27 protein-coding genes and 1 tRNA gene are annotated in these 23,827 nt (G+C 66.4%); 9 read left to right on the top strand and 19 right to left on the bottom strand.

The features are described from left to right. Positions 1-6 precede the first annotated feature (6 nt). The 4 genes from RTY13_RS11310 to RTY13_RS11325 form a co-directional block, all read right to left on the bottom strand. Positions 7-1,023, bottom strand: a complete 1,017-nt coding sequence (locus RTY13_RS11310) for a beta-eliminating lyase-related protein (protein WP_312783498.1) — start codon at positions 1,021-1,023, stop codon at positions 7-9. Positions 1,024-1,026: 3 nt separating this feature from the next. Continuing rightward, on the bottom strand, positions 1,027-1,953 hold the full coding sequence (locus tag RTY13_RS11315; protein ID WP_312783499.1) for a mechanosensitive ion channel family protein: 927 nt from the start codon (positions 1,951-1,953) through the stop codon (positions 1,027-1,029). Between the two features lie 123 nt (positions 1,954-2,076). Then, the gene (locus RTY13_RS11320; protein ID WP_312783500.1) at positions 2,077-3,891 is read right to left on the bottom strand and encodes an ATP-binding protein; all 1,815 of its coding nucleotides are present in this window, start codon (positions 3,889-3,891) and stop codon (positions 2,077-2,079) included. A gap of 105 nt (positions 3,892-3,996) precedes the next feature. After that, positions 3,997-4,293, bottom strand: a complete 297-nt coding sequence (locus tag RTY13_RS11325; RefSeq protein WP_312783501.1) for a BolA family protein — start codon at positions 4,291-4,293, stop codon at positions 3,997-3,999. A gap of 45 nt (positions 4,294-4,338) precedes the next feature. Between RTY13_RS11325 and RTY13_RS11330 the strand changes: the two genes are divergently transcribed. The 5 genes from RTY13_RS11330 to RTY13_RS11350 all read left to right on the top strand — a co-directional run bounded on the left by RTY13_RS11330 (position 4,339) and on the right by RTY13_RS11350 (position 9,458). Then, on the top strand, positions 4,339-5,007 hold the full coding sequence (locus RTY13_RS11330; protein WP_312783502.1) for a J domain-containing protein: 669 nt from the start codon (positions 4,339-4,341) through the stop codon (positions 5,005-5,007). Positions 5,008-5,359: 352 nt separating this feature from the next. Beyond that, complete coding sequence (locus tag RTY13_RS11335; protein ID WP_312783503.1) at positions 5,360-5,788, top strand: organic hydroperoxide resistance protein; 429 nt, start codon at positions 5,360-5,362, stop codon at positions 5,786-5,788. 10 nt (positions 5,789-5,798) lie between these two features. Beyond that, positions 5,799-6,908, top strand: a complete 1,110-nt coding sequence (locus tag RTY13_RS11340; RefSeq protein ID WP_312783504.1) for an FAD-dependent oxidoreductase — start codon at positions 5,799-5,801, stop codon at positions 6,906-6,908. A 10-nt stretch (positions 6,909-6,918) separates the two neighbouring features. Beyond that, on the top strand, positions 6,919-7,923 hold the full coding sequence (cobS, locus tag RTY13_RS11345) for a cobaltochelatase subunit CobS (RefSeq protein WP_292083017.1): 1,005 nt from the start codon (positions 6,919-6,921) through the stop codon (positions 7,921-7,923). A 113-nt stretch (positions 7,924-8,036) separates the two neighbouring features. Next, positions 8,037-9,458, top strand: a complete 1,422-nt coding sequence (locus RTY13_RS11350) for an alkaline phosphatase PhoX (RefSeq protein WP_312783505.1) — start codon at positions 8,037-8,039, stop codon at positions 9,456-9,458. Here the strand turns inward: RTY13_RS11350 and RTY13_RS11355 are convergent. After that, complete coding sequence (locus RTY13_RS11355) at positions 9,427-10,494, bottom strand: COX15/CtaA family protein (protein WP_312783506.1); 1,068 nt, start codon at positions 10,492-10,494, stop codon at positions 9,427-9,429. The genes RTY13_RS11350 and RTY13_RS11355 overlap by 32 nt on opposite strands. Positions 10,495-10,625: 131 nt before the next feature. On the opposite strand from RTY13_RS11355, the gene RTY13_RS11360 reads away from it, so the two are divergent. From RTY13_RS11360 to RTY13_RS11370, 3 genes are all read left to right on the top strand, one after another. After that, a complete protein-coding gene (locus RTY13_RS11360; protein ID WP_312783507.1) occupies positions 10,626-10,880 on the top strand; it encodes a transglycosylase in 255 nt (84 codons plus the stop codon). Continuing rightward, positions 10,880-11,080, top strand: coding sequence for a DUF2842 domain-containing protein (locus RTY13_RS11365; protein WP_312783508.1), 201 nt, complete (start codon positions 10,880-10,882; stop codon positions 11,078-11,080). The genes RTY13_RS11360 and RTY13_RS11365 overlap by 1 nt, the downstream gene beginning before the upstream one ends. A 106-nt stretch (positions 11,081-11,186) precedes the next feature. Then, positions 11,187-12,392, top strand: a complete 1,206-nt coding sequence (locus RTY13_RS11370; protein WP_312783509.1) for a class I SAM-dependent methyltransferase — start codon at positions 11,187-11,189, stop codon at positions 12,390-12,392. A gap of 100 nt (positions 12,393-12,492) precedes the next feature. Here the strand turns inward: RTY13_RS11370 and RTY13_RS11375 are convergent. From RTY13_RS11375 to RTY13_RS11405, 7 genes are all read right to left on the bottom strand, one after another. After that, positions 12,493-12,569: transfer RNA gene (locus tag RTY13_RS11375), tRNA-Pro, on the bottom strand. Positions 12,570-12,640: 71 nt separating this feature from the next. Beyond that, complete coding sequence (locus tag RTY13_RS11380) at positions 12,641-13,054, bottom strand: MerR family transcriptional regulator (protein ID WP_312783510.1); 414 nt, start codon at positions 13,052-13,054, stop codon at positions 12,641-12,643. Between the two features lie 6 nt (positions 13,055-13,060). After that, a complete protein-coding gene (locus tag RTY13_RS11385; protein ID WP_105562122.1) occupies positions 13,061-13,369 on the bottom strand; it encodes an integration host factor subunit alpha in 309 nt (102 codons plus the stop codon). A 72-nt stretch (positions 13,370-13,441) separates the two neighbouring features. Next, positions 13,442-14,419: a beta-ketoacyl-ACP synthase III gene (locus tag RTY13_RS11390; protein ID WP_312783511.1), complete on the bottom strand. Its 978-nt coding sequence runs from the start codon at positions 14,417-14,419 to the stop codon at positions 13,442-13,444. After that, complete coding sequence (plsX, locus tag RTY13_RS11395) at positions 14,416-15,489, bottom strand: phosphate acyltransferase PlsX (RefSeq protein WP_312783512.1); 1,074 nt, start codon at positions 15,487-15,489, stop codon at positions 14,416-14,418. The genes RTY13_RS11390 and plsX overlap by 4 nt, the downstream gene beginning before the upstream one ends. A 98-nt stretch (positions 15,490-15,587) precedes the next feature. Beyond that, positions 15,588-16,124: a DUF177 domain-containing protein gene (locus tag RTY13_RS11400; protein ID WP_312783513.1), complete on the bottom strand. Its 537-nt coding sequence runs from the start codon at positions 16,122-16,124 to the stop codon at positions 15,588-15,590. Next, positions 16,121-16,648, bottom strand: coding sequence for a ubiquinol-cytochrome C chaperone family protein (locus tag RTY13_RS11405; protein WP_312783514.1), 528 nt, complete (start codon positions 16,646-16,648; stop codon positions 16,121-16,123). Before RTY13_RS11405 ends, RTY13_RS11400 begins: the two co-directional genes overlap by 4 nt. 87 nt (positions 16,649-16,735) lie before the next feature. On the opposite strand from RTY13_RS11405, the gene bamE reads away from it, so the two are divergent. Then, on the top strand, positions 16,736-17,215 hold the full coding sequence (gene bamE / locus RTY13_RS11410; protein WP_312783515.1) for an outer membrane protein assembly factor BamE: 480 nt from the start codon (positions 16,736-16,738) through the stop codon (positions 17,213-17,215). Between the two features lie 110 nt (positions 17,216-17,325). On the opposite strand, the gene RTY13_RS11415 is transcribed toward bamE, so the two are convergent. From RTY13_RS11415 to RTY13_RS11445, 7 genes are all read right to left on the bottom strand, one after another. Then, complete coding sequence (locus tag RTY13_RS11415; RefSeq protein ID WP_312783516.1) at positions 17,326-19,476, bottom strand: sodium-translocating pyrophosphatase; 2,151 nt, start codon at positions 19,474-19,476, stop codon at positions 17,326-17,328. 181 nt (positions 19,477-19,657) lie between these two features. Further along, a complete protein-coding gene (locus RTY13_RS11420) occupies positions 19,658-20,083 on the bottom strand; it encodes a hypothetical protein (protein WP_312783517.1) in 426 nt (141 codons plus the stop codon). 39 nt (positions 20,084-20,122) lie between these two features. Next, on the bottom strand, positions 20,123-21,112 hold the full coding sequence (gene thiL, locus RTY13_RS11425; protein WP_312783518.1) for a thiamine-phosphate kinase: 990 nt from the start codon (positions 21,110-21,112) through the stop codon (positions 20,123-20,125). Next, positions 21,099-21,593: a transcription antitermination factor NusB gene (nusB, locus tag RTY13_RS11430; protein WP_292083372.1), complete on the bottom strand. Its 495-nt coding sequence runs from the start codon at positions 21,591-21,593 to the stop codon at positions 21,099-21,101. The genes thiL and nusB overlap by 14 nt, the downstream gene beginning before the upstream one ends. A gap of 41 nt (positions 21,594-21,634) precedes the next feature. Further along, positions 21,635-22,099, bottom strand: coding sequence for a 6,7-dimethyl-8-ribityllumazine synthase (gene ribH, locus RTY13_RS11435; RefSeq protein WP_390182980.1), 465 nt, complete (start codon positions 22,097-22,099; stop codon positions 21,635-21,637). Next, positions 22,093-23,226: a 3,4-dihydroxy-2-butanone-4-phosphate synthase gene (ribB, locus tag RTY13_RS11440; protein ID WP_312783519.1), complete on the bottom strand. Its 1,134-nt coding sequence runs from the start codon at positions 23,224-23,226 to the stop codon at positions 22,093-22,095. The genes ribH and ribB overlap by 7 nt, the downstream gene beginning before the upstream one ends. Continuing rightward, complete coding sequence (locus RTY13_RS11445; RefSeq protein ID WP_312783520.1) at positions 23,226-23,816, bottom strand: riboflavin synthase; 591 nt, start codon at positions 23,814-23,816, stop codon at positions 23,226-23,228. The genes ribB and RTY13_RS11445 overlap by 1 nt, the downstream gene beginning before the upstream one ends. Positions 23,817-23,827: the final 11 nt, after the last annotated feature.

Below are 23,827 nucleotides of genomic sequence, written 5' to 3' on the forward strand. Positions count from 1 at the left end.
CAACATTCAGTTCAGGCTCGCGATGGCTTCGAGCAGTTCGTCCACCGCTCCCTCGGTCGTGGCCCAGGAACAGACGAACCGCACCGATCCGTCGTCGAATTGGTAACAGGCCCAGCCCATGGCGTTCAGGCGTTGATGCGCCTCGTCCGGCATCCGCACGAAGACGGCGTTGGACTCGACCGGATGGGCCAGGACGAAGGACGAGCGCTCCTCGATCCCCTCGGCCAGACGCTGGGCCATCAGATTGGCGTGCGCCGCGCCGGTCTCCCACGCCCCCGATTCCAGCAGGCCCAGGATCGGCGCCGACAGGAACCGCCCCTTGGAGGCCGTCTGCCCGGCCTGCTTCAGCCGGTTGTCGATCCGTCGCGTCAGGCTCTTGTTGAAGATGACCAGGGCCTCGGCGCAGTTCGCGCCCGCCTTGGCCCCGCCGAACACCAGAACATCGACGCCCAGACGCGGAATGTCCTTCAGGTCGAAGCCTGCCGCGACAGCGTTGGCAAGTCGCGCCCCATCCATGTGCACGCCCAGCCCGGCCTGTTTCGCCGGCTCGATCAGGTGGCGCAGCTCTTCTTCGGAATAGACCGCGCCGTATTCCGTCGCCTGGGTGACGCTCAGCGCCGCCGCCGGCTGACGATGTCCGACGACCGGCTCCTCAAGCGCGGCGCGCAGCGCAAGCCCGTCGATCTTGCCCGAATAGCCCGGCAGGCCGATCAAGCCGACGCCCTGACCGAAGAAGCCGGGCGCCCCCGTCTCGTCTGTGCAGATATGGGCCGCATGATGGGTCACCACCGCCTCATAGGGCCGGGCCAGCATGGAGACCGCAATGGCGTTGGCCGCCGTGCCGCTGAAGACGAAGCGCACCTCGGCGTCGGCGTCCAGCCGTTGGCGGATCTGATCAGCCGCCCGCGCCGAGGTCTTGTCGGCGCCATAGGCCCGCGCGAAACCGCAGTTGGCCGCCGCCAGGGCTTCCAGCGCAGCCGGAGCCATCCCGGCCGTATTGTCCGATCCGAAGTCGTAACGCACGCGTCAGTCTTCCTGTTGTTCTGCCGGCGCCATGACGATGCGGGCGAATTTGGCGTCCTTGGCCGGCACCTCGACCTGGTGCGGGAAGGGTATCTCGATTCCGGCGGCGTCCAGCGCCTCCTTGCCGCCTTGCATCAGGTCTGCCTGGCTCTGCCACCAGTCGGCGACATTGACCCAGGCGTGCAGGGTGATCTCGACCGAACTGTCCAGCAGGGCTGTCACACCCGTCCAGGGCGCGGGGTCTTTCAGAACCTTGCCGTGCGCCCTGGCGACGCCGGCGATCACCTCGCAGGCGTCCTTTAGGTTCTCGCCGTATCCAACGGTGAACTTGATCTCGATACGGCGCGTGCGCTGGCCCGTCAGATTGATGATGACGTCGCTCAGGACCTTGGAGTTGGGAATGACGATCTTGTGGTTGTTGGCGTTCGACAACTGGGTGGTGAACAGGTCCAGCTTCTGCACCGTGCCGGAGGCGCCGCCGACATCGATCACCTCGCCCACGCGATAGGGCCGCAACACCAGCAGCATGACCCCGGCGGCCACGTTCGACAACGTACCCTGCAGCGCCAGACCGACCGCCAGGGAGGCCGCGCCCAGCACCGCGATGATTGAGGTCGTTTGCACGCCCAGCCGCTGCAACACGGCGATCAAACCGATAATGATGACCACCACCCGCACGACCTGGGCGGCGAAGCTCAGCACCGTCTGGTCGTGGCGGAAGGCCCGCATCCGTCCCAGCACCCGCCGTGTCACCCCCGACGCCCAGCGTGCGATGAACAGGGTGGCGGTGAAGATCAGCGCCGCGATCGTCAGATTGATCGCAAAGTCGCCGGCCATGTCGGCCAGCTTGGCCAGAATGGCGGCATCGACCGTCAGCCGTTTTTCACCGGCGGCGACCGTCTGCGTCAGGGTTTCATGCAGGAAAGACATGCCCTTGGGTCTAGCGCCTGCCCCCGCGAATGGAAGCCCCGGCGGTCAGGCTTTTCTCGCCCAACGCCTAAATCCGGCTGAAATCATCGAACGCCCTAGACCGTGCGAGGCATTGCTCCGGGTTCAGGCCGCGGCCACCGCATCTTCAACCGCTGCAACCGCCTGGCTCAGGGCGGCGCGCCCACCGGGGACCTGACTCATCAACCCGGCCAGACTGCGGAAATCGATCGGCTTGTTCAGATAGGCGTCCGCTCCAGCCGCCAGCCCGGCTTCATGATCCTCGTTCCGGGCCGATGCTGACAGGACCACGATCGGGGTCTCCCTGTTCACGCCCCTTCCTTCCCGGATCAGACGCGTCGCCGTCAGCCCGTCCATGACCGGCATGTTCACGTCCATGATGATCAGGTCGAACCTCTGGCTCTTGGCCAGATCGACCGCCAACTGACCATTCTCGGCGGTGCTGGTGCGATGTCCGGCAGAGCCCATCCAGGCCTCGAGGATCATACGGTTCACGGGGTGGTCTTCGACAACCAGAACATCCATGCAGTCCCCGCCCTCAACGTCCGCGTCGATGGGAGCTGCGGCCTCGGCTTGGGCCCACTCAACCACCTCCCCCTCGATCGACAAGGTGAAGGTCGATCCTTGGCCCAGACGCGAAGTGACGGTGATATCGCCACCCATGATGTGAGCCATGCGCCGGGCGATGGTCAGGCCCAGCCCCGTGCCGCCGAACTTGCGCGTGGAGGAGTTGTCGACCTGAGTGAAAGGCTGGAACAGGCGGTCCAGATCATCGCGCGAGATCCCTGTCCCGCTGTCAGTGACCGAAAATTCGAACCCGACCCTACGGTCGGAAATTCGACGCCCGCGTACCGCGTATCGGATCTCGCCCTGGTCGGTGAACTTGACGGCGTTCGACAGGAGATTCTGCACCACCTGGCATACCCGCAGCGGATCGCCCCGCACCACCGCCGGCAGTTCGCCCTCGAAGGTCGAAACCAGGGTCAGGCCCTTGGCCTCGGCCTGGGCCTCGAACGGGCCGGTGATGCGACGGTGCAGTTCGTCGACCTGAACATCCACCACGTCGAAGCTCATCTTGCCGGCTTCGATCTTGGTCATGTCGAGAATGTCGTTCAGCAGGCTCAGCAAATTGTCGCCCGAGTTGCGGATGATCGACAGATACTCGCGCTGCGTCCCCTCCAGCCGGGTAGCGCTCAGCAGTTGGGCGGCGCCCAGCACCCCGTTCATCGGCGTGCGCAGTTCGTGCGAGATGACGCCCAGGAAGCTGGACTTGGCTTCATTCGCCGCATCCGCCTTGTCGCGCGCCGCCTCCAACTCCTCGATCAGATGGGCCTGATGCTCCTGGAAGGCGCGGATGCGCTCCTCGCGCAGCATGGTCATGGTGACCAGAACAAACAGGCTGGCTGCAGTAAACGGCACCAAGGCCAGGAAGGGCCAGAACAGGGGCCCGCCCGCGAGGCTGACTGCGATGATCGCCGCCGCGAGGCCATACGGCGATGAAATCATGATGGCCTGACGCGGCGAGCTGCGGAGCTGGGCGAAAACCAGGACGTAGCCGGAAACCAACAAGGCGATCGCCAACTCATGACCGAACGGCGCAGGCGAGAACCAGGCCAACAACGGAGCCACGGCCCAGACCGCCGTAGTGACCGTCGCTACGGCGGGGAAAACCATGCCCCAACCGGCGCCGACCCTTTGGCTGACGCGCTTCTCGACCTCGCCGCGCAAGGCTCCGGCGGCCAATGTGGCCACGAACCAGGTCAGACCCTGAACCAGACCTACGGTGGCGACGACGCCCACGGCCCAGCTGACGATGATCATATAGCGTAGGTAATGCGTCTGCAGGATCGCCGTCAGCGCCTGAGCGGCTTCACCGGGTGCCTGCCCGTCCAACCCCTTGATCCCGTCAGAACCTACCATTCGCTAGCCCCCGCCTTTGCAAATCAGTCCGCGGCGAACGCTAGGGTGAAGGTTCTAAGACGAAGTGAATACGGTTCTCTACGTATCAGATCGGGACAAGCGCCCCTAGCCGACCTCCGCGGGCGTCATGGCGCGCACGGCCAGAGCATGAACCGGCCCCGCCAATTCATCTCTCAGGACGTTGTTGATGGCGCGCTGGCGGGCGACACGACCCTGCCCCTCAAAGGCCGATGAAACAATGGTCAGCTGAAAATGGCTTTCGCCGCCGTCCTTGGCGTCCATGCCGCCTTCGTGATGATGGCCTGCGTGTTTCCAGCTGTCATCCTCCAGCTCAATCCGTTGCGGCGCGAAGGCGGTCGTCAGTTTTTCGCGGATAAGTGCCGCCACGGGGCCGTCAGACATCGGTCGTTCCTTGAAGCTGTCCAATTCGAGCTTACACTTGGGTCGATGTCCGCGTCATTTGAATACAAGCCTCGCTTCACCGACATTCGCGTGAAGCCGCCCAAGCCTGAGGACGAGCAGGCCGATGCCGACGTCCTGCGCCTGAAGCCGGGTGAAAAGCCCTGCCAATGGCCGGACTGCAGCCGTCCCGCGACCGCAAAGGCGCCGAAATCGCGCGAGCAACTGGCCGACTTCTATGACTTCTGTCAGGCGCATGCGGGCCAGTACAACAAGGGCTGGAACTTCTATGCGGGCATGAGCGAAGGCCAAATCCGCGCGGCGCAGGAAAACGAAGCCATGACCGGCGGCCGCCCGACCTGGGAGATGAAGGCCGGAAAGAATACGCGTGAAACCGCCGCCTTCGCCGCCAAGATGGGGACAGCCAACAGCGAGGGCGCCGGGTCATGGCGCGACAGTTTCGGCCTGTTCGGGCGCCGCACGCGTGAAGCAGGCCCTGCCATGGCCGAGGAACACCGCATCGGCAAGATCGAACTGGCGGCCCTGACCGACCTCGATCTGAAGCCCGGCGCGGACAAGGCCGCGATCAAGGCCCGCTATCATGAACTGCTGAAACGGTTCCACCCCGACACCAACGGCGGCGACCGGGGTGCTGAGGCCAAGCTTCAACGGGTGATCAAGGCCTGGAAAACCTTGAAGAAGGCCGGCCACGCCTAAGGCTCTTCAACAAACCCGACGGACGGGGCAGATCGACGCGCGTCATGCTCTCGCCGGCTCCGTCCCAAATCTCAGCAAAGGCGCTACCCGCGTCCTCAAGCATCATGCGCCGCGTCTCACTGACCGCCTCAAGCCAGTTGTCCGCATCCAGCGCAAACATGTTGGGCGTGCCCTCAGGCGCGTCATAGACATAGCAGAAGTACTGCGCGTTCGTATGCATGGCCCTCTTCCCCGACGGAAGTGATGTCCAATTTGTTAACACCCGCTTGTGGATTACACGAATCACAGAACCGTTGTTTCTGAACCACCGAGACCCATATTCGATTCCTTCGATCCACAAAGGAGTCGCCTCATGGAAGTCTTGTATCGCGCCCACGCCACGGCATCGGGAGGCGGCCGCGACGAGGGCCGCTCCGCCACCGACGACGGCAAGATCGACGTGCGCCTGTCCGTCCCGACCGAAATGGGCGGCAAGGGCGGCGACGGCACCAACCCCGAGCAGCTTTTCGCCACTGGCTACGCCGCCTGCTACCTCGGCGCCCTGCGGCTGGTCGCGGGCAAGGCGGGCACGCCGGTCGGCCCTGACACCAAGGTCGCCGCCGGCGTCGGCTTCGGCAAGAACACCCGCGGCGAGGGCTTCAACCTGGATGTGACCCTGCACGTCACCGACCACGGCCTGGATCAGGCGGTGATCGACGACCTTATCCACAAGGCGCATCAGGTCTGCCCCTATTCCAACGCCACGCGCGGCAACGTCGACGTGGCCCTGAGCGCCGGCTGAGCCGGCGGCCATGAGCGCCGCGCCCCAGGTCCTGATCGTCGGCGCCGGTCCCACGGGACTGGCGGCGGCGCTCTTCCTGTCGCGGCGCGGCGTGCCTGTTCGTCTGATCGACGCCGCTGAGACGCCTACCGCCACCTCCAAGGCCTTGGGCGTCAATCCGCGCACCCTCGACCTTCTGGAACCGACCGGCGTCACCGCCCGCATTCTGGCCGAGGCCGGAACCGTCGCCCGCCTGCATATCCACCGGCACGGCCAGACCCTGGCCGAGGTGCATCTGGACGACCTCGACGTCGGCGCGCGTTTCCCCCTCGCCATCCTGCCGCAGGCCCGCACCGAGGCCCTGCTGACCGAGGCCCTGGCCGCGCGCGGCGTCGCGGTCGAGCGCGGCCTGGCCCTGACCGCCGTAACGCAGGACGCCGACGCCGTCACCGCTGTCCTGTCGTCGGGCGAGCGCGTGCGGACGCCCCTGCTGTTCGCCGCCGACGGCGCCCACTCCACCGTGCGCAAGGCGCTTCACCTCGGCTTCCCCGGCGACGCCTGGACCGAGCCGTGGCAACTGATCGACGTCGATCTGGACGGCCCGCCGTCGGACGAGGCCTGGATCGATTTCCGCGACGACGCCGTTTTCGTCTGCCTGCCCTATTCCGGCGCGCGGTTTCGCCTGATCGGCTTCGGCCCGCCGCTGCTGGACAACCTGCCCGAGGGCTGGCGCGCCGGCGCCGTGCTGTGGCGCTCGGACTTCCACATCTCGCACCGCATGGCCTCGGCCATGAGCCTGGGCCGCATCGCCCTGGGCGGAGACGCCGCCCATATCCATTCGCCCATCGGCGCCCGCGGCATGAACCTGGGCATAGAGGACGCCTTCGTCTTCGCGGACTGCGCCGCCGACTTCCTCAGCGGCCAGTCTGACCGAATCGAGGACTACGACCGCCTGCGCCGTCCGGTGGACAAGGCCGTGGTGCGCCGCGTTCGCGCCCTGACCGGCTTCGTCCGCAACACCGGCGCCGGGGCCGATCTGGCTCGCCGCGCCGCCATTCCCGTCGTCGCCCGCCTGCCCTTCCTGATCGAACGCGTCGCCCGCATCGGTCTGGGTCTCGACCACCCGGTCGTGCTGCGCTAATCGACCTGTCATGACCTCCCCCCTCGACGCCTCGCCCGATCCCCTGGTCACGCTGGAGCCGCACCGCAAGGTGACGGTCAGGGAGGCGTTCGGCGTCGACTCCGACATGGTCGTGCCCGCCTTCGACACGCGCGACAGCCATGTGCCCGAGATCGACGAGAGCTATCGCTTTGATCCGCAGACGACCCTGGCCATCTGCGCCGGTTTCGCCTTCGACCGCCGCGTCATGGTTCAGGGCTATCACGGCACCGGCAAGTCGACCCACATCGAGCAAGTCGCCGCCCGCCTGAACTGGCCGCTAGTCCGCGTGAACCTGGACAGCCACATCAGCCGCATCGATCTGGTCGGCAAGGACGCCATCGTCCTGAAGGACGGCAAGCAGATCACCGAGTTCCGCGAGGGCATCCTGCCCTGGTCGCTGCAGCGCCCGGTCGCCCTGGTCTTCGACGAATACGACGCCGGCCGTCCCGACGTCATGTTCGTGATCCAGCGCGTGCTGGAGGCCCAAGGCCGCCTGACCCTGCTGGATCAGAACCGCGTCATCCGTCCAAACCGCTGGTTCCGCCTGTTCTCGACCACCAACACCATCGGTCTGGGCGACACCTCGGGCCTGTATCACGGCACCCAGCAGATCAACCAAGGTCAGATGGACCGCTGGAACATCGTCACGACGCTGAACTACCTCGACCACGACGTCGAAGCCGAGATCGTCGCCGCCAAGATCCCCGAGTGGAACGACGCCGAGGGCAAGCGCCGCATCGCCGCCATGGTCCGCGTCGCCGACATGACCCGCAACGCCTTCATGAACGGCGACATCTCGACCGTCATGTCGCCCCGCACGGTCATCACCTGGGCCCAGAACGCCATCATCTTCGGCGGCGACCTGGCCCTCAGCTTCCGCCTGACCTTCCTGAACAAGTGCGACGAGCTGGAACGCCCCACCATCGCCGAGTTCTACCAGCGCGCCTTCGGCGAAGACCTGCCGGAAGCCGCAACGCGGGTGAAGATCGGCTGATCAACCGTTTGATCCGGCGACGGAACGCCACAGCCGCGTAACCGTCACATTAGCTTGACGGCGCTGTCGTCTGCGCCCGCTCTAAGCGGCTTCGAACCTATCGGAGTCGTCTTATGCGTCTGCAGCGCCGCCAACTGATCTCGACCGGGGCTGCGGCCTTCGCCTTCGCCGGCTTCGCCCGCAACGTCCACGCGCAGGGACGCGATCTGGGCGCGAGCGAAGAGACCTACGTCAATCAGGTCGAGGGCTATGGCCCGCTAAAGGCCGATCCCAACGGCCTGCTCGATCTGCCCGAGGGCTTCACCTATCAGGTCATCTCCCAGAGCGGCGAGACGATGGACGACGGCCTGCTGGTCCCCGGCCAGCCCGACGGCATGGGCTGTTTCGCCCTGACGCCGACCACAGTGGCCCTGGTCCGCAACCACGAGCTGAAGGGGTCCAAGGCGCTTCACCGCAATATGGGCCCCGGCGGCTTCCATCATGAGCGCCTCGGCCTGCTGGACGCCTCGAAGGCCTATGATACCTACAAGGACGGTCGCCCCCTGCCCGGCGGCACGACCACCCTGGTCTATGATCTCGAAACCCGCCGGACTGTGCGTCAACACCTGTCGCTGGCCGGCACCTCGACCAACTGCTGCGGCGGCCACACGCCCTGGGGCAGTTGGTTGACCTGCGAGGAAACGGTCGAGACCCCCGCCGACGCCGACGTGAGCAAGGCCCACGGCTGGGTGTTCGAGGTGCCTGCCGACGCGACCGTCCTGGTCGATCCCGTGCCGCTGAAGGCCATGGGCCGCTTCGATCACGAGGCCGTCTGCATCGACCCGCGCACCGGCATCGCCTACCTGACCGAAGACCAGGGCGACGGCCTCTTCTATCGCTTCATCCCGACCGTTCCGGGTCAGCTGGCGCGCGGCGGGCGACTGCAGGCGATGGCCTTCAAGGGGCAAGCAAGCGCCGACAGCTCCAACCACGACGCCCGCACCTGGTCCGTCAACGACTGGCGCGAGGTCGAATGGATCGACATGGAGGACGTCGAGGACCCCGCCGGCGACCTGCGCAAACGCGGTCATGCGGCGGGCGCTGTGAAGGTGGCGCGCGGCGAAGGCATCTTCTGGGGCGAGAATGAGCTCTATCTGACCGCCACCTCCGGCGGTCCGCTGCGCCGCGGCCAGATCATGCGCTACATTCCCTCGCCCGATGAGGGCAGCGCCGAGGAGGACCGCAACCCCGGCCGCATCCAGCTGTTCGTCGAAAGCACGGACCTGCGCACCATGAACATGGGCGACAACCTGTGCATCGCGCCCTGGGGCCATCTGATCGTCTGCGAGGACAACTATTCCGACGAGGTGCGCAACCACATCAAGGGCGTGACGCCCGACGGCCGCCTCTACACCATCGCCCGCAACGTCTTCACCGGGAACTCGGAGTTCGCCGGGGCCGTGTTCTCGCCGGACGGCAGCGTCCTGTTCGTGAACATCATGTACCCCGGCCTGACCTTCGCGATCAGAGGACCGTGGAACGCGGTCCGCTCATGAACAGGCGCGGGCGCGAGCGGCGAACCAGCCACAGGTTGACCGTCGCCGCGCCCAGCACCAGCGCCGCCACCGCCTGGTGCAGCGCGCCCAGGACGATCGGCACGGCGTGCATCAGGGTGACGACGCCCAGCCCCGCCTGAACCCAGAGCAAGCCCGCCAGCACGAAGGCCGAGACGCCCAGCCCCTCGGCCAGCCGCCAGCGCCAGGCGTGAATCGCATAGGCCGTGCCTGCCGCCAGCAGCAGATAGGCCCCGAGACGGTGATTGAACTGCACCAGACCATGATCGTGCAGGAAGGCCAGCCCGCCCATGCCCCACTCGACCGGCGGGAAGACCGCGCCGTTCATCATCGGCCAGTCGGTGAAGACAAAGCCCGCCTTGGCCCCGGCCACCAGCCCGCCCAGCAGGCACTGAAGGAAGACGGCGCCCAGCAGAAGCCCGGCGCCCCAGGTCCAGCCGCGCGGCGAGCGCGAATGATCCGATCCGCTCCAGGCTTCCAGCCCGGTCCAGATCAGGCCCGCAAAGATCAGGAAGGCCAGGCCCAGGTGAGTCGCCAGCCGTTCGGGCGCGACATCAACCCGTTCCGACAGGCCGCTGGACACCATCCACCAGCCGATCAGGCCCTGAAGCCCGCCCAGCGCCAGAAGGATCAGGCAGCGCCCGATCAGCCGCTTGGGCATCCGCCCGATCACGAGGAAGATGACAAAGGGGACCGCGAAGACCACTCCGATCAGCCGTCCGAACAGGCGGTGCAGCCACTCCCACCAGAAGATGCCCTGGAACTCGCCCAGGCTCATGCCGGCGTTGACCTGGGCGTACTGCGGGATGGCCTTGTACTTGTCGAAGACCTCGGCCCATTGGGCGTCGTTCAGCGGCGGGATGGCGCCCATGATGGGCTTCCACTCGGTGATCGACAGGCCCGAGCCCGTCAGGCGCGTCACGCCGCCGATGACCACCATGGCGAAGACCATGGCCGCGCTGAAGAACAGCCACAACGCCACCGCGCGGCTGCGATCCTGATTTACAAAACGGTTCATTCGACGCCTGCCGTTCGCCCCGATACACTGTCGCCAAACCCACCGGGCGACCGGGGCGGTATGCCCCTCAAGCGCGGCAAGATCGAGTCGCTTTCGACGCCAGAGCGTCGCACCATTCTGAAGGAGCGCCCGTGGCGCCATATGCGGATATCGCCATCGCCGTCGTCGGCGCTCTGGTTCTGGCCTGGATCGCCGACCTGCTGACAGGCCGTCGAGGCCTCGGGGGGACCATTCTGGTCGCCGCGGTCGGCGCCGGCTGCGGGGCCTTCCTGGCCATCCGCGTCTTTGCCGTGGCGACGCTGGGTGACTGGCTCTGGACGGTCTGGTCGATGGTCGCCGCCGTGATCTGCCTGGTCGCCTTCTTCCTGTTCAGGAGCAAGCGCTAATGCCGCCCCGCGCGCGCCGCTTCATCGCCGCCATCGGCGTCCTGCTGTTCCTGGCCTTCTGGGTCTGGGGCGCGGTGACCCTCAACGACCTGCTGCCCGACATCTGGTGGCTGGACCTGATCTTCTTCACGGTCGCCGGCATCGGCTGGGGCGTGCCCCTGATCCCGATGCTGCGCTGGGCCGAGCGCGAGCCCCGTTGACGCACGACAAGATCGAACAAGCCAAAAACCAAAACAGCGCTATCCTAACTACGTTAACCCTGCTTTCCTCAAGTCCCGTTCAGCGTGCCAGTCCCCTGGAGGCTTCATGGTCGACACTGCGTTGGAAGATCGCTCCCACCTCTATGTCGACGGGCATGGGCGGGTTGATGTTGTCAAACTGATCGCAGCCTACTCGCATGACGATCATGCCCTCCGCGCCGATCGCTATTTTTCCAGCGTGGCCGACCCCTGGTCGCACTTCCTGCGCAAGCCCTTCTCCAACCTGCACGAAACACCCGCTATTCTTTCTGGCTACAGCGTGGTTTTGCGAATGCTGGAGCCTAGGCCGGATCAGATCGTGGTTGATTTCGGCTGTGGCACTGGATGGCTGTCGCAAGCCCTCGGCCTGATGGGTTGCCAGGCGATCGGCTTGGACATTTCCGAGGCGGCCCTGAACGTCGCGCGGAAGGCGGTTTCCGAGCACCCCTACCTCCGAAGCCGCCCGGTATCCTTCAAGAGAATCGGTGACGGCGTGATCCCGCTCGAAGACCAGAGCGTTGACCGTCTGGTCTGCTTCGACAGCTTCCACCACGTTGCCGATCAAGCGGCCTGGCTGTCCGAATTCTATCGCGTGCTCAAACCTGGAGGCCGCGCCGCCTTCCACGAACCGGGCCCCGAACATTCCACCAGCGCCGGATCTCAATACGAGATGCGCCAGTACGGCGTGATCGAGAACGATATCGTAGCGGAGCGGATTCAGGAGACCGCCTACGCCATCGGCTTCACCGACATGAAGCTGGCGATGTACCTCGACACGCCTGTCATGATGACGCTGGAGGAACACAACCGCACCATCGCCGACCTATCGGTCGACAGGCTGACGGAACTAGGTCGCCAGGTCGTGCAAACCGCGCCTCCGCGACGCGTTTTCGTCATGACCAAGCCTGGAGAGGAAGCGTTGGACAGCCGCTACCAACATGCCTTCCGCGCTGCAGTCGAAGGCACGATCACCCCAAACGCCCAAGGCAGCCTGGTCTCCGCTCGTTTGAACAACGTCGGCCTGGGAACCTGGCTGCCATCGGGGGCGTCCGCGGGCAGCGTCAATGTCGGGGCCTCAACCTATCTCGCCGGACGTCCGCTGGTCGGCGAGCCCATACGCTATCAGATCATCCAGTCTCCGGTCCCCCCCGGCGATTTCCTTGACGTCGCTTTCGAGGTCCCGCATCCGCCCGGCGCCAGCGTGAAGATTGATGTTGTTGCTGAGCATGTCGCCTGGTCGTCCCAGAATGGCGGCACGCCCCTCATGTCATGAGGGACCGCCGACCAAGAGGCCGCGCAAAAGCTCCAGGCTGGAATTGCAAAAGGGGCCGCCCGAAAGCGACCCCTTTAACCAACCGATTTCCCTGAGGAAATGGTCGGAGCGACAGGATTCGAACCTGCGACCCCTTGACCCCCAGTCAAGTGCGCTACCAGGCTGCGCCACGCTCCGAAGGCGCTCCGTATAGACGGCGATTCCGCAGTCCGCAAACGCTAAAACGCTCTTTGAACAACAAGTTCGCCTCAGCGGCGCAGAACGGCTTCCAGACGCGCCTTCGCCGACTCCAGGTCGGCCAGAATCGCGCCCAGACGGGCGGCCTCAAACGGCGCTGCGCCTGAAACAACGGGTTCGCGCTCCACGTCGGCGTCGATCTCCAGCAGCGTCGTCGGATCGCCATAGGCCGCCAGGCGTGCCAGCCCCTGCTCCTTGTGCAGACGTTGGACGCCGCGGATGGTCAGCCCCTCATCGTGCAGCAGGCGACGCACGCCCTTCAGGACCGTGACGTCCTCGGGGCGATAGAAGCGCCGACCGCCCGCGCGTTTGACCGGAGCGATGAAGTCGAACTTCGTCTCCCAAAAACGCAGGACGTGCTGCGGAGCACCGACTTCGTCAGCAGCCTCGGAAATGGTGCGAAAGGCGTTCGGGCTTTTGGCCACAGTCGCTTAGTCCTCGACGACCGCGTCGTGGACCCGGCTTTTCATGATCTGTGAAGCGCGGAAGCTGATGACCCGGCGCGGGTTGATCGCCGCCGGTTCGCCCGTCTTGGGGTTGCGCCCCATCCGGGCGCGCTTCTCGCGCACCTGGAAGACGCCGAAGCCAGACAGCTTCACCGTCTCGCCGCGTTCCAGCGATTCGACCACCAGTTCGAGCGTGCGCTCGACCAGGCCGGAGCATTCCTGGCGGGAAAGCCCCACCTCTTCATGCACCGCCTCGCACAAATCCGCCCGGGTCAGGGTGTCTTGTCCCGTCACTGCGTCTCTCCGCTGTCAATCCGCACGCATAGAAGGGCAAAGTCGCCCCGAATCAAAGCCCTGAATGCAATTCTAGAGACGGAAGGCGCATGCCCCCCAGGTCAGACCGCCGCCCATGGCCTCGATCACCACCAGATCGCCACGCTTGATGCGCCCGTCCTTGATGGCCGCATCCATGGCCAGAGGGATCGACGCCGCCGAGGTGTTGGCGTGCAGGGCCACGGTGGAGACGACCTTGTTCTCGTCCAGGCCCAGACGCTCGCCGACCCCGCGAATGATGCGCTGGTTGGCCTGGTGCGGCACGAACCAGTCGATTTCGGGGATCGCGACGCCCGCCGCCTCGGTCGCGCCGACGATGGCCTCGGAGATGTTCACCACGGCATGGCGGAAGACCTGGTTGCCGAGCATCTTCAGGTGGCCGACCGTGCCGGTCGTGGCCGGACCGCCGTCGACATAGAGCATGTCCGACTTGGAGCCGTCGCAGCGCAGGGCGAAGCCCAGCACGCCCTGGTCCGCCTTGGTGCCCTGCCCTTCGCGCGGTTCCAGCACGAAGGCGCCGGCGCCGTCGCCGAACAGGACGCAGGTTGTCCGGTCGGACCAGTCCATCAGCTTGGTCATTTCCTCGGCGCCGATGACCAGGGCGCACTTGGCCATGCCGCGCGCGACGAAGCCGTCGGCCACGCTCATGGCGTAGACGAAGCCCGAGCAGACCGCCTGAACGTCGAAGGCGACGCCCACCGGCGCACCCAGCTTGGCCTGCACGATGGCGGCGGTGGCGGGGAAGGTCTTGTCCGGGGTCGTGGTGGCGACGATGATCAGATCGACGTCAGCCGCCGTCTTGCCCGCGTCGGCCAGGGCGCGGCGCGCGGCCTCGACCGCCAGATCGCTGGTCGGCTCGTCGTCGCGGGCCTGATGGCGCTGATGGATGCCGGTGCGCTCGATGATCCACTCATCGGAGGTGTCGACGAACTTGGCCAGGTCGGCGTTGGTGACGACCTTCTCCGGCAGGAAGGAGCCGACGCCGGTCACGGCGCTGCGGATGACGCTCACTGGTGGGTCTCCCCGAGGGTTTCGGCGGCGGACGCGGGTTGATCCAGGGCGGCGAGCCGTCCCAGGTTGGCCCCGACCTTGGCCATATAATCGCTGCGCGCCAGATCGACGGCGATGCGGATGGCGTTTCCATAGCCTTGGGGCGTGGCGCCGCCATGGCTTTTCACGACGATGCCGTTCAGGCCCAGCAGAGGCCCGCCGTTGATGGCGTTGGGGTCGATCTTGGCCGCCATGCGCTTCAAGGCCGGCATGGCGATCAGAGCGCCCAGCTTGGCGATCGGACCTGAGGTCAGCGCCTCTTTCAGCAGACCCGAGATAAAGCGCGCGGTGCCTTCGGCGGTCTTAAGCGCGATGTTGCCGGTGAAGCCGTCGGTGACGATCACGTCCACCGTGCCCTTTGCGATGTCATCACCCTCGACGAAGCCGTGATAGTTCAGCGGAATGCCGCCCTCGCGCAGGATGGCGTGGGCCTCGCGCACCTCGTCGTGGCCCTTCATGTCCTCGGAGCCGACGTTGAGCAGGCCAACGCTGGGCTTGGCCACGCCGTGCACGGCCGCCTGGAAGGCCTCGCCCATGATGGCGAATTCGATCAACTGCTTGGCGTCGCTGCCGATATTGGCGCCGACGTCCAGAACGGCGGTGTAGCCGCGCGTCGTCGGCCAGCTGGCGACGATGGCGGGGCGTTCCAGACCCGGCGCCGCCATGCGCAGGATCAGTTTGGAGATGGCCATCAGGGCGCCGGTGTTGCCCGCGGACACGGCAGCGCCAGCCTCGCCCGTCTTCACCGCCTCGATGGCGTTCCACAGGCTGGACCCCTTGCCCCGGCGCATGGCCTGGGCCGGCTTTTCGTCCATGGCCACAACCTTGTCGGTGTGTCGCACGTCGCAAACGGCGTCGGTCAGACCGCAGCGCGTCATCTCGGCGCGAATCGCGGCCTCGTCGCCGTGCAGCAGGAAACGCACGCCCTCGCCGTCATGTCGCGAGAGATAGTCTTTCACGCCGCCGACCACGACCGAGGGACCGTGGTCTCCCCCCATGGCGTCAAGCGAGATCAGTGTTGGGGATGCCAAGTGGAAATGGACTCCGTCGCCGTCTTGTCGCGGCGCTTCATATAGGGATGCAGGACGCAAATGTCGCACCCTTGGGATGCTACCACCCCGACGTAAGGTCAACCTTCGCCGGAATCGTCCTTGGATTGCAGGGACTTCAGCACCGCGAAGGGCGAGATTTCGCCGGGTTCCTTGGGCTGTTCGAACACGGCCCCCGGCTTGCGCGGGAAGGGATCAAGGCTCAGCGCCAGTTGTTCCACGACGTATTGCCCCAGATCCAGGCTGCCGCCTTCGATCTGATCGGGCGAATCATCGTCCAGCTCCAGATCGATTTCGCCCTCGTCGTCGGCGTCATCGCGCTCGGTCGCCTCGACCATCTGCACCGAGAACTTGCGATCGACGTGAACCGGCAAGGGTTCCAGGGTCAGGCCGCAAGTCTGGACGGCGTCAGCGGTCACCCGCCCATCCAGACGCCAGCCCGACACCGTCGGGACCAGGTTGATGTCGGCTTCGAAGGCGTCCAGCGCCTGGAGATCCAGCGCGCGGGCGATGCGCTTCATGGCTTCGGCGTCCGGCGCCAGGCGACGCTGCACGCCCGCCCCGATCTGGTGCAGCCTCAGCGGCTCGCTGTAGGGCAGAGGGGGAAGGTCGTTCATGCGGTGATCTCCGCCCAGGCCGGAGCCTTGGACACGGCTTCGAACGACTGGGTCGTCAGGTTTTGTCGCGACGTCACGGCGTAACGCGCCAGGGCGTCACCGGTCGCCGCGTCGGCGCTTTCATAGACGTTCTTGGCCAGCGACGCCGCCAGGGCGTCGACATCCTCGGCGCGCAGCGAGCCTTCGTAGGCGCTCATGCGACCGTACAGAGACTCGCCCAGCTTGCGCATCTTCTTGCCGACGGAGACGTCGCCGACGCCCAGTTCGCGCAGCGTATGGTCCAGCGACGAGATGTAGGTGTCGAACAGCTTCTGCGCCGCGACCTCGCCGCGCTCGCCGTCCTGCTTGAGGCGCAGGAACAGAATCAGCACGTGCAGAGTGTAGAGTTCGAATCGGGCGTCGATCCGATCGGCGACGCCCAGCGACGTGTAAAAGGCCGGCTGGCGCGCCTGTTCGACCGCCAAGGCGTACAGGGCGTCGCCCTGACGCTCGTCGGGCCGTTGTCGGAAGAGATTTCTAAGCATGAGCAACAGCCCCTTTTTCGCCGCGCCGTTGCACTAGGACGCAGCGCCGGTTAGGTCAAAGACCTTGTTATGCTGAGGCGGACGCTGATGCCCCGATTTACACCGATCTTCGCCGCCGTCGCGCTGGCCACAGCCGCGAGCGCCTGCGCGCCCGTCGTGGCCACCCAAGGCTTTCAGGCGATTGACGCCAAGCCTCAGGATGTCGTGGCCGGCACCGACACCAAGGAAACGGTCCTGGCGCGCCTCGGCTCGCCCTCGACGACCTCGACCTTCGAGTCCGACACCGTCTGGTACTACATGACCCAGATGACCGAGCGGTACACCTACAACCGTCCTAAGGTGTCACAGCGCTCGGTGACCGAGATCACCTTCAACAAGGCTGACGACAAGGTCGCCTCCGTCCGCGTCCTGAGTCTGGATGACGGCCGCCAGATCGCGATGGAACGCCGCGAGACGCCGACCCGCGGCCGTCAGCTGACCATCCTCGAGCAACTTCTGGGCAACGTCGGCCGCGGCCAGCTGCCGCGCACCGAAGAAGACGTCCCCGGCCAGCGCCGCCCGGACTAAGGGCCTCGCCCCAAATCGCGAGCGCCGCGGCCGCGAGTATGGGCCGCCAAGAATGACAAACGCCCCGGAGATCACTCTCCGGGGCGTTCTTCGTTCAGAGGGCGCGTTTCCTAGACGATCTTGCCGCTGGCCAGCACCGCCAGCAGCAACAGGGCCACGATATTGGTGATCTTGATCATCGGGTTCACAGCTGGACCGGAGGTGTCCTTGTAGGGATCGCCCACGGTGTCGCCGGTGACGGCGGCCTTGTGCGCTTCCGAGCCCTTGCCGTGGACCACGCCGTTCTTGTCGGTGAAGCCTTCCTCGATCAGCTTCTTGGCGTTGTCCCAGGCGCCGCCGCCCGAGGTCATCGAGATGGCCACGAACAGGCCGGTCACGATCACCCCCATCAGCATGGCTCCCAGGGCGGCGAAGGCGTTAGCCTTGTCCGGCTGGATCAGCATGATCACGACGAACAGGACGATCGGCGACAGCACCGGCAAGAGGCTGGGCACGATCATCTCGCGGATGGCCGCACCGGTCAGGATGTCGACCGCCCGGCCGTATTCCGGCTTGGTCTGGAAGGTCATGATGCCGGGGTTCTCGCGGAACTGACGGCGCACCTCGGCCACGACGGCCTCGGCGGCGCGCCCCACCGCCGTCATCGACATCCCGCCGAACAGGAAGGGCAGCAGTCCCCCGAACAGCAGGCCTACGACGACGTAGGGGTTGGACAGGTCAAAGGCGACCGCTCCCATCCCGTGGAAGAAGCTGCCCGGCGCCGCTTCGGCCGAGAAGTGCTTCAGGTCCTCCACATAGGCGGCGAACAGGACCAGAGCGCCCAGGCCCGCCGAGCCGATGGCGTAGCCCTTGGTCACGGCCTTGGTGGTGTTGCCCACCGCATCCAGGGCGTCGGTCGAGACGCGAACTTCGGAAGGAAGACCGGCCATCTCGGCGATGCCGCCCGCGTTGTCGGTGACCGGGCCAAAGGCGTCCAGGGCCACGATCATCCCGGCCACGCCCAGCATGGTCGTGGTGGCGATGGCGATGCCGAACAGGCCCGCCAACTGGAAGGCCGCGACGATGCCGACGATGATGGTCAGAGCCGGCAGGGCCGTGGATTCCAGCGAGACGGCCAGACCCTGGATGACGTTGGTGCCGTGACCCGAGACCGAGGCGTTGGCCACCGACTTGACCGGACGGAAGCCCGTCCCGGTGTAGAACTCGGTGATGACCACGATGGCCGCCGTGACCAGAAGGCCGACGACGCCGGCCCAGAACAGGTTCATCGGCTGGATCAACAGTCCGCCAGAGGTCTCGACTGCGCCGGGCAGCAGGGAGGTGATCACCCACCAGACCGCCCCCACAGACAGGACGCCCGTCACGATCAGCCCCTGATACAGGGCCCCCATGATGTTGCCGCTCTTGCCCAGGCGGACGAAGAAGGAGCCGATGATCGAGGTCACGATGCAGATGCCGCAGATCGCCAGCGGCAGCAGCATCATCACTTCGACATAGGGCTGGTTGCGGAAGAAGATGGCCGCCAGCACCATGGTCGCCACGGTCGTGACCGCATAGGTCTCGAACAGGTCGGCGGCCATGCCGGCACAGTCGCCGACGTTGTCGCCCACGTTGTCGGCGATGGTGGCGGCGTTGCGGGGATCATCCTCTGGGATGCCGGCCTCGACCTTGCCCACCATGTCGCCGCCCACGTCGGCGCCCTTGGTGAAGATGCCGCCGCCCAGTCGCGCGAAGATGGAGATGAGCGAGGCGCCGAAGCCCAGCGCCACCAGGCCGTCGACGACCGTGCGGCTGGTGGGCTCGAAGCCCATGCCCTGGGTCATGAATGCGTAGTAGCCCGACACGCCCAGAAGCGCGCCGCCCGCCACGAACATGCCGGTGATGGCCCCCGAACGGAAGGCCAGGTCCAGCCCCTTCGACAGGCTTTCAGAGGCCGCCTGCGCCGTGCGCACATTGGCCCGCACCGAGATCAACATCCCGGCGAACCCGGCCGCGCCCGACAGCACCGCCCCGATCAGGAACCCGAGCGCAGCCCAGGGCCCGATAAGCAAAAAGGCCGCGACCAAGATCACGACCCCCACCATACCAATCGTTGTGTACTGACGCTTCAGATAGGCCGAGGCCCCTTCCTGAATCGCCGCCGCGATTTCTCGCATCCTGTCGTTACCAGTGCCGGCCTTCATCAGGGCGGCGGTCTGGACGGCGCCGTAAAGCACCCCCAGCGCGCCGGCCGCGATGACCAGCCATAGATAGTTCGTCATGGCGTTTCCAAGCCCTTGTGCAACAAGCACACGGATCCTTGGCGCGGGCGGGCTTTGCGCCTCTCACCGCCTTCCGGTCCCCCCGTGCGCCTACGGACGCAACCTCACGTCCCCCGGGAATTGCGGCTTAACAGTGGCAAATGCGAAGCCGTGAAGCAACAGCGGTTTCTCAAGCTGGACTTCAGACCCCCTGCATGCCGGTGCGGCGGCGCGGGGTCTGGCTGACGACCTCGACGCGGGTCACGGCGCCGCGTCCGATCAGGGTCGAGGCCGCGCGGATCAGGGCGGCGCTGAGGGCCGCCGTGTCCAGGGCCAGCCAGGTGTCGGGCAGGACAAAGGGCGTCCGGTGCCCGGCCTTGACCAGGGCGTCACGCAGATACGCTTCCTTGGCGCGAACCGCCTCGACCGTATGGCCCGCCCCCAGGTGCAGCTTCAGCACGATGAAGACGTAGTTGCGCACTCGCCCATCGGTGATGATCGGCAGCCCCATCCCCGGCAGGTTCAGGACGGCGGCGGCGGGCGCGGCCTTCTCGCTGGCCTGTACGGTTCCAGCGACCGTAGAGGCGGTCAGGAGGGCTCCAGCCTGGATCAGGGCGCGTCTTTGCATGCCCCTACCCTGCCCGATCCTCCGTTAGGATTCTGTTGCCTAGTCGTGGGTCCAGCCGACGCGGGTCGGCGTAACCGGCTGGCCCAGGTGGCGGACGATCACGCCCTTGCCTTCGACCACCCGACCGATGCGGGTCAGGCGCAGGTGGCGGCGCTCGGCCTCGCGACGCAGGGCGTTCTCGGCGCCGGCGGGGATGGTCAGGACGATCTCGTAGTCGTCGCCGCCGGTCGCCAGCAACTCCAGCGCGCCCTGCGGATCGACCCGGCTGTCCAGCCAGGCCTGGGCCGCCGCCGACAGGGGCAGGACCTCCAGATCCAGCTCGATGCCCACCCTGCTGGCCTCGGCGATATGGCCGGCGTCGGCCAGCAGGCCGTCGGAGACGTCGGCGCTGGCGGTGGCCAGACCGCGCACCACCGTCGCGAACTCCACGCGCGGCATGGGGGTGCGGTAGGCCGCTTCCAGCGCATCCATGCGTTCAGGTTCCAGCGACAGCGTCCCCTGGGCGGCCTGCAGCCCCAGCCAGCCGTCGCCGATCGTGCCGGTGACGAAGACCAGATCGCCCGGACGCGCCCCGCCCCGGCTGACCGTCGAGGACGACGGCGCCCAGCCCATCAGGGTGGCCGAGAAGCTGGCCGGACCCGGTGTCTTGACCGTATCGCCGCCCAGCAGGGAAATATCGAAAATGGCCTGATCCCGCCGCAGTCCGGCGACAAAGGCCTCGCGCTCAGGCCAGCCGCAGCGCTCGGACCAGTGACAGGCCAGCAGATAGCCGAAGGGCTCAGCCCCCTTGGCCGCCAGGTCGGACAGGTTCACGCGCAGCAGCTTCTGCGCCACCGTGTCCAGAGGGTCGTCGGGCAGGAAGTGGACGCCTTCGACGATGGCGTCCTTGGTCAGGATCAGATCATGCCCCGGACGCGAGGGCAGCACGGCCACATCGTCGGCCAGCCCCCTCGCCCATTCCGGGTGCGCCAGCGGCTTCAGAAGCCGCTGGATGGTCTCGAATTCGCCAGCGACATCAATCGCGGGCATCGCGCGCCACGCCGTCCAGCGCCGCGTTCACGAACTTGGCCTCGGCGTCGTCGAAGAAGGCCTTGGCCAGCTCGACGTATTCGTCGATCACGATTTCACGCGGCACGTCGGGCTTGGACTTCAGTTCCCAGGCGCCGCAGCGCAGCAGGGCGCGCAGGGTGGCGTCCAGACGCTCCAGACGCCAGTTCGAAGCCAGACGCGCCTTGACGGCTTCGTCGATGCCGCGCTGATCCTCGACCACGCCGTGGACGATGTCCGAGAACCAGTCTTCGTCGGCCTCGGCCAGGGGCGCGCCGTCGATGTCGGCGTCGAAGCGGTGATTGCGGAATTCCTTGACGACGACTTCGACGCCCTCGCCCGCCAGTTCCATCTGATACAGGGCCTGGACGGCGGCCAGACGGGCGACCGTACGAGCGCGACGCTGGCGGCTGGTCAGCTGCGGCTCGGCGCGGGCTTTATCGGCCTCGGCCAGTTGGGCCATGACTTCGGCGACGGTGGCCGGGGTGGTGTTGGTCGGCTCGGTCACGAGGCCAGTCCTCCGCGCAGGCGCTTGCGCAGCGCGATCAGGTCCAGACAGGCGCGAGCGGCGCCGCCGCCCTTGTCGCCTTCGCTCATCCGGGCGCGCGCCCAGGTCTGGTCTTCGTCTTCGGTCGTCAGGATGCCGTTGCCGATGGCCAGACCCTTGAGGCCCAGGTGCATGATGCCGGCGGCCGACTGATCCGAGACGATCTCGAAATGATAGGTCTCGCCACGGATGACGCAGCCCAGGGCGACATAGCCGTCGTAGCGCGGCGCGGTCGGGAAGCGGCCGGCTTCCTCAGCCATGGCGATGGCCGTCGGAACCTCCAGGGCGCCGGGCACGGTGACGACGTCGAACTGGGCGCCTTGCGCGCGCAGGGCGTCCTTGGCCCCTTCCAGAAGGGCGTCGGCCAGATCGTCGTAGTAGCGCGCCTCGACGATCAGGACGCGGGTGGGGTCGTTCAGGATTGGTCTTCTCCGTCCATATCGCGCCAGCCCACGATGCGCAGGCCGTAGCCTTCAAGCGCCGTCGGATTGGGCCGCGTCGAGCTCATCACGATCATGTCTTTGACGCCGAGGTCGAGCAGAATCTGGGCGCCGACGCCATAGGCTTTCAGCGAACGATCCACGGCGGCGGGCTTGCTTGAGCCCCCAAGGCGCTCGGCCAGGCCGTGCAGGCCGGGGTCGCGCAGGAAGACGACGACGCCGGGACCGTCATTGGCGGTCAGGGCCTTCATCGCCTTCGGAATATAGTCCTGACGCGCCTCGACGTGGCCCAGCAGGTCGGCGGCGAAGTCGATCTGGTGCATCCGCACCACGGTCGGCTTGGTCGGGTCGATGTCACCGCGCACCAGGGCGATATGTTCGGCGCCCTCGATGGTGTTGCGATAGAGGATCAGCTTGAACGGCCCGCCGTGGACGCTCTCGAACGGCGTTTCCAGCACGCGCTCGACAAAGCGCTCGGTGCGGCGGCGATAGGCGATCAGGTCGGCGATGGTGCCGATCTTCAGGCCGTGCAGCTGGGCGAAGGCGATCAGGTCAGGCATCCGCGCCATCGTCCCATCGTCCTTGATGATCTCACAGATCACCCCGGCCGGGGTCAGGCCGGCCATGCGGCTGATGTCGACGGCGGCTTCGGTGTGGCCGGTGCGGACCAGGACCCCGCCGTCGCGCGCGACCAGGGGGAAGATGTGGCCGGGCGAGACGATGTCATCGGCGCCCTTGGTCGGGTCGGCGGCGATCTGGACTGTGCGGGCGCGGTCGGCGGCGGAAATGCCGGTCGTGACGCCTTCCTTGGCCTCGATCGAGACGGTGAAGGCCGTGCCCATGCTCTCGCGGTTTTCGGCGGCCATGGGCGGCAGGCGCAGGGCCTTGGCGCGATCCGCCGTCATGGCCAGGCAGACCAGGCCGCGCGCGTGCTTGATCATGAAGTTGATCTGATCCGGCGTCGCGAACTGGGCCGGAATGATGATGTCGCCCTCGTTTTCCCGATCCTCGGCGTCCACCAGGATGTAGGGACGGCCGTTGCGGGCGTCCTCGATGATGTCCTCGATCGGACTGATCGGGCTGTCGTTCATGTTCGCTGCCAGTTGCATCACGCCGTCTCCTGCCAGCGCGCGAGGTAGCGCGCCAGCATGTCGATCTCCAGATTGACCTTGTCGCCGACCTTGAGGCCGCCGAGCGTGGTCGCATCCCACGTGTGCGGAATGATGTTCAAGTCGAAGCGGCGCTCATGCACCCCATTGACGGTCAGGGAAACCCCATCGACGGTGATTGAGCCTTTCGAGGCGATAAATCGGTGCAGCGGGGCCGGCGCCTCGATCACGATGCGGTGCGATCCGCCCTCGGGCGTGATGGAGATCACCTCGCCCAGACCATCGACGTGGCCCGAGACGATATGGCCGCCCAGTTCGTCGCCGAGTTTCGCCGCGCGCTCCAGATTGACGCGGGTGTCCTCGGCCCAGTCGCCCAGCTTGGTCTTGGACAGGGTCTCGCCCGAGACCTCGACCGCGAACCAGCCCTCGCCTTTCTCGGTAACGGTCAGGCAGCAGCCCGCGTGGCTGATGGAGGCGCCCAGGTCGATGCCCGCCGTGTCCCACACGGTTTCGATCTCATAGCGACGGTCGCGGTCGGTTTGGCGGACGCTGCGGACGCGGCCGATGTCGGTGACGATGCCGGTGAACATGAAAGCTCCGG

This window comes from Brevundimonas sp. (assembly GCF_032055285.1).
Taxonomy (GTDB): Bacteria; Pseudomonadota; Alphaproteobacteria; order Caulobacterales; family Caulobacteraceae; genus Brevundimonas.

Bases quoted from the DNA above. Each gene is read 5' to 3' on its own strand.
- RTY13_RS11315 (WP_312783499.1), bottom strand. From the start codon at position 1,953: ATGTCTTTCCTGCATGAAACCCTGACGCAGACGGTCGCCGCCGGTGAA.
- RTY13_RS11320 (WP_312783500.1), bottom strand. From the start codon at position 3,891: ATGGTAGGTTCTGACGGGATCAAGGGGTTGGACGGGCAGGCACCCGGT.
- RTY13_RS11325 (WP_312783501.1), bottom strand. From the start codon at position 4,293: ATGTCTGACGGCCCCGTGGCGGCACTTATCCGCGAAAAACTGACGACC.
- RTY13_RS11330 (WP_312783502.1), top strand. From the start codon at position 4,339: ATGTCCGCGTCATTTGAATACAAGCCTCGCTTCACCGACATTCGCGTG.
- RTY13_RS11335 (WP_312783503.1), top strand. From the start codon at position 5,360: ATGGAAGTCTTGTATCGCGCCCACGCCACGGCATCGGGAGGCGGCCGC.
- RTY13_RS11340 (WP_312783504.1), top strand. From the start codon at position 5,799: ATGAGCGCCGCGCCCCAGGTCCTGATCGTCGGCGCCGGTCCCACGGGA.
- cobS (WP_292083017.1), top strand. From the start codon at position 6,919: ATGACCTCCCCCCTCGACGCCTCGCCCGATCCCCTGGTCACGCTGGAG.
- RTY13_RS11350 (WP_312783505.1), top strand. From the start codon at position 8,037: ATGCGTCTGCAGCGCCGCCAACTGATCTCGACCGGGGCTGCGGCCTTC.
- RTY13_RS11355 (WP_312783506.1), bottom strand. From the start codon at position 10,494: ATGAACCGTTTTGTAAATCAGGATCGCAGCCGCGCGGTGGCGTTGTGG.
- RTY13_RS11365 (WP_312783508.1), top strand. From the start codon at position 10,880: ATGCCGCCCCGCGCGCGCCGCTTCATCGCCGCCATCGGCGTCCTGCTG.
- RTY13_RS11370 (WP_312783509.1), top strand. From the start codon at position 11,187: ATGGTCGACACTGCGTTGGAAGATCGCTCCCACCTCTATGTCGACGGG.
- RTY13_RS11400 (WP_312783513.1), bottom strand. From the start codon at position 16,124: ATGAACGACCTTCCCCCTCTGCCCTACAGCGAGCCGCTGAGGCTGCAC.
- RTY13_RS11405 (WP_312783514.1), bottom strand. From the start codon at position 16,648: ATGCTTAGAAATCTCTTCCGACAACGGCCCGACGAGCGTCAGGGCGAC.
- bamE (WP_312783515.1), top strand. From the start codon at position 16,736: ATGCCCCGATTTACACCGATCTTCGCCGCCGTCGCGCTGGCCACAGCC.
- RTY13_RS11415 (WP_312783516.1), bottom strand. From the start codon at position 19,476: ATGACGAACTATCTATGGCTGGTCATCGCGGCCGGCGCGCTGGGGGTG.
- RTY13_RS11420 (WP_312783517.1), bottom strand. From the start codon at position 20,083: ATGCAAAGACGCGCCCTGATCCAGGCTGGAGCCCTCCTGACCGCCTCT.
- thiL (WP_312783518.1), bottom strand. From the start codon at position 21,112: ATGCCCGCGATTGATGTCGCTGGCGAATTCGAGACCATCCAGCGGCTT.
- nusB (WP_292083372.1), bottom strand. From the start codon at position 21,593: ATGGCCCAACTGGCCGAGGCCGATAAAGCCCGCGCCGAGCCGCAGCTG.
- ribB (WP_312783519.1), bottom strand. From the start codon at position 23,226: ATGCAACTGGCAGCGAACATGAACGACAGCCCGATCAGTCCGATCGAG.
- RTY13_RS11445 (WP_312783520.1), bottom strand. From the start codon at position 23,816: ATGTTCACCGGCATCGTCACCGACATCGGCCGCGTCCGCAGCGTCCGC.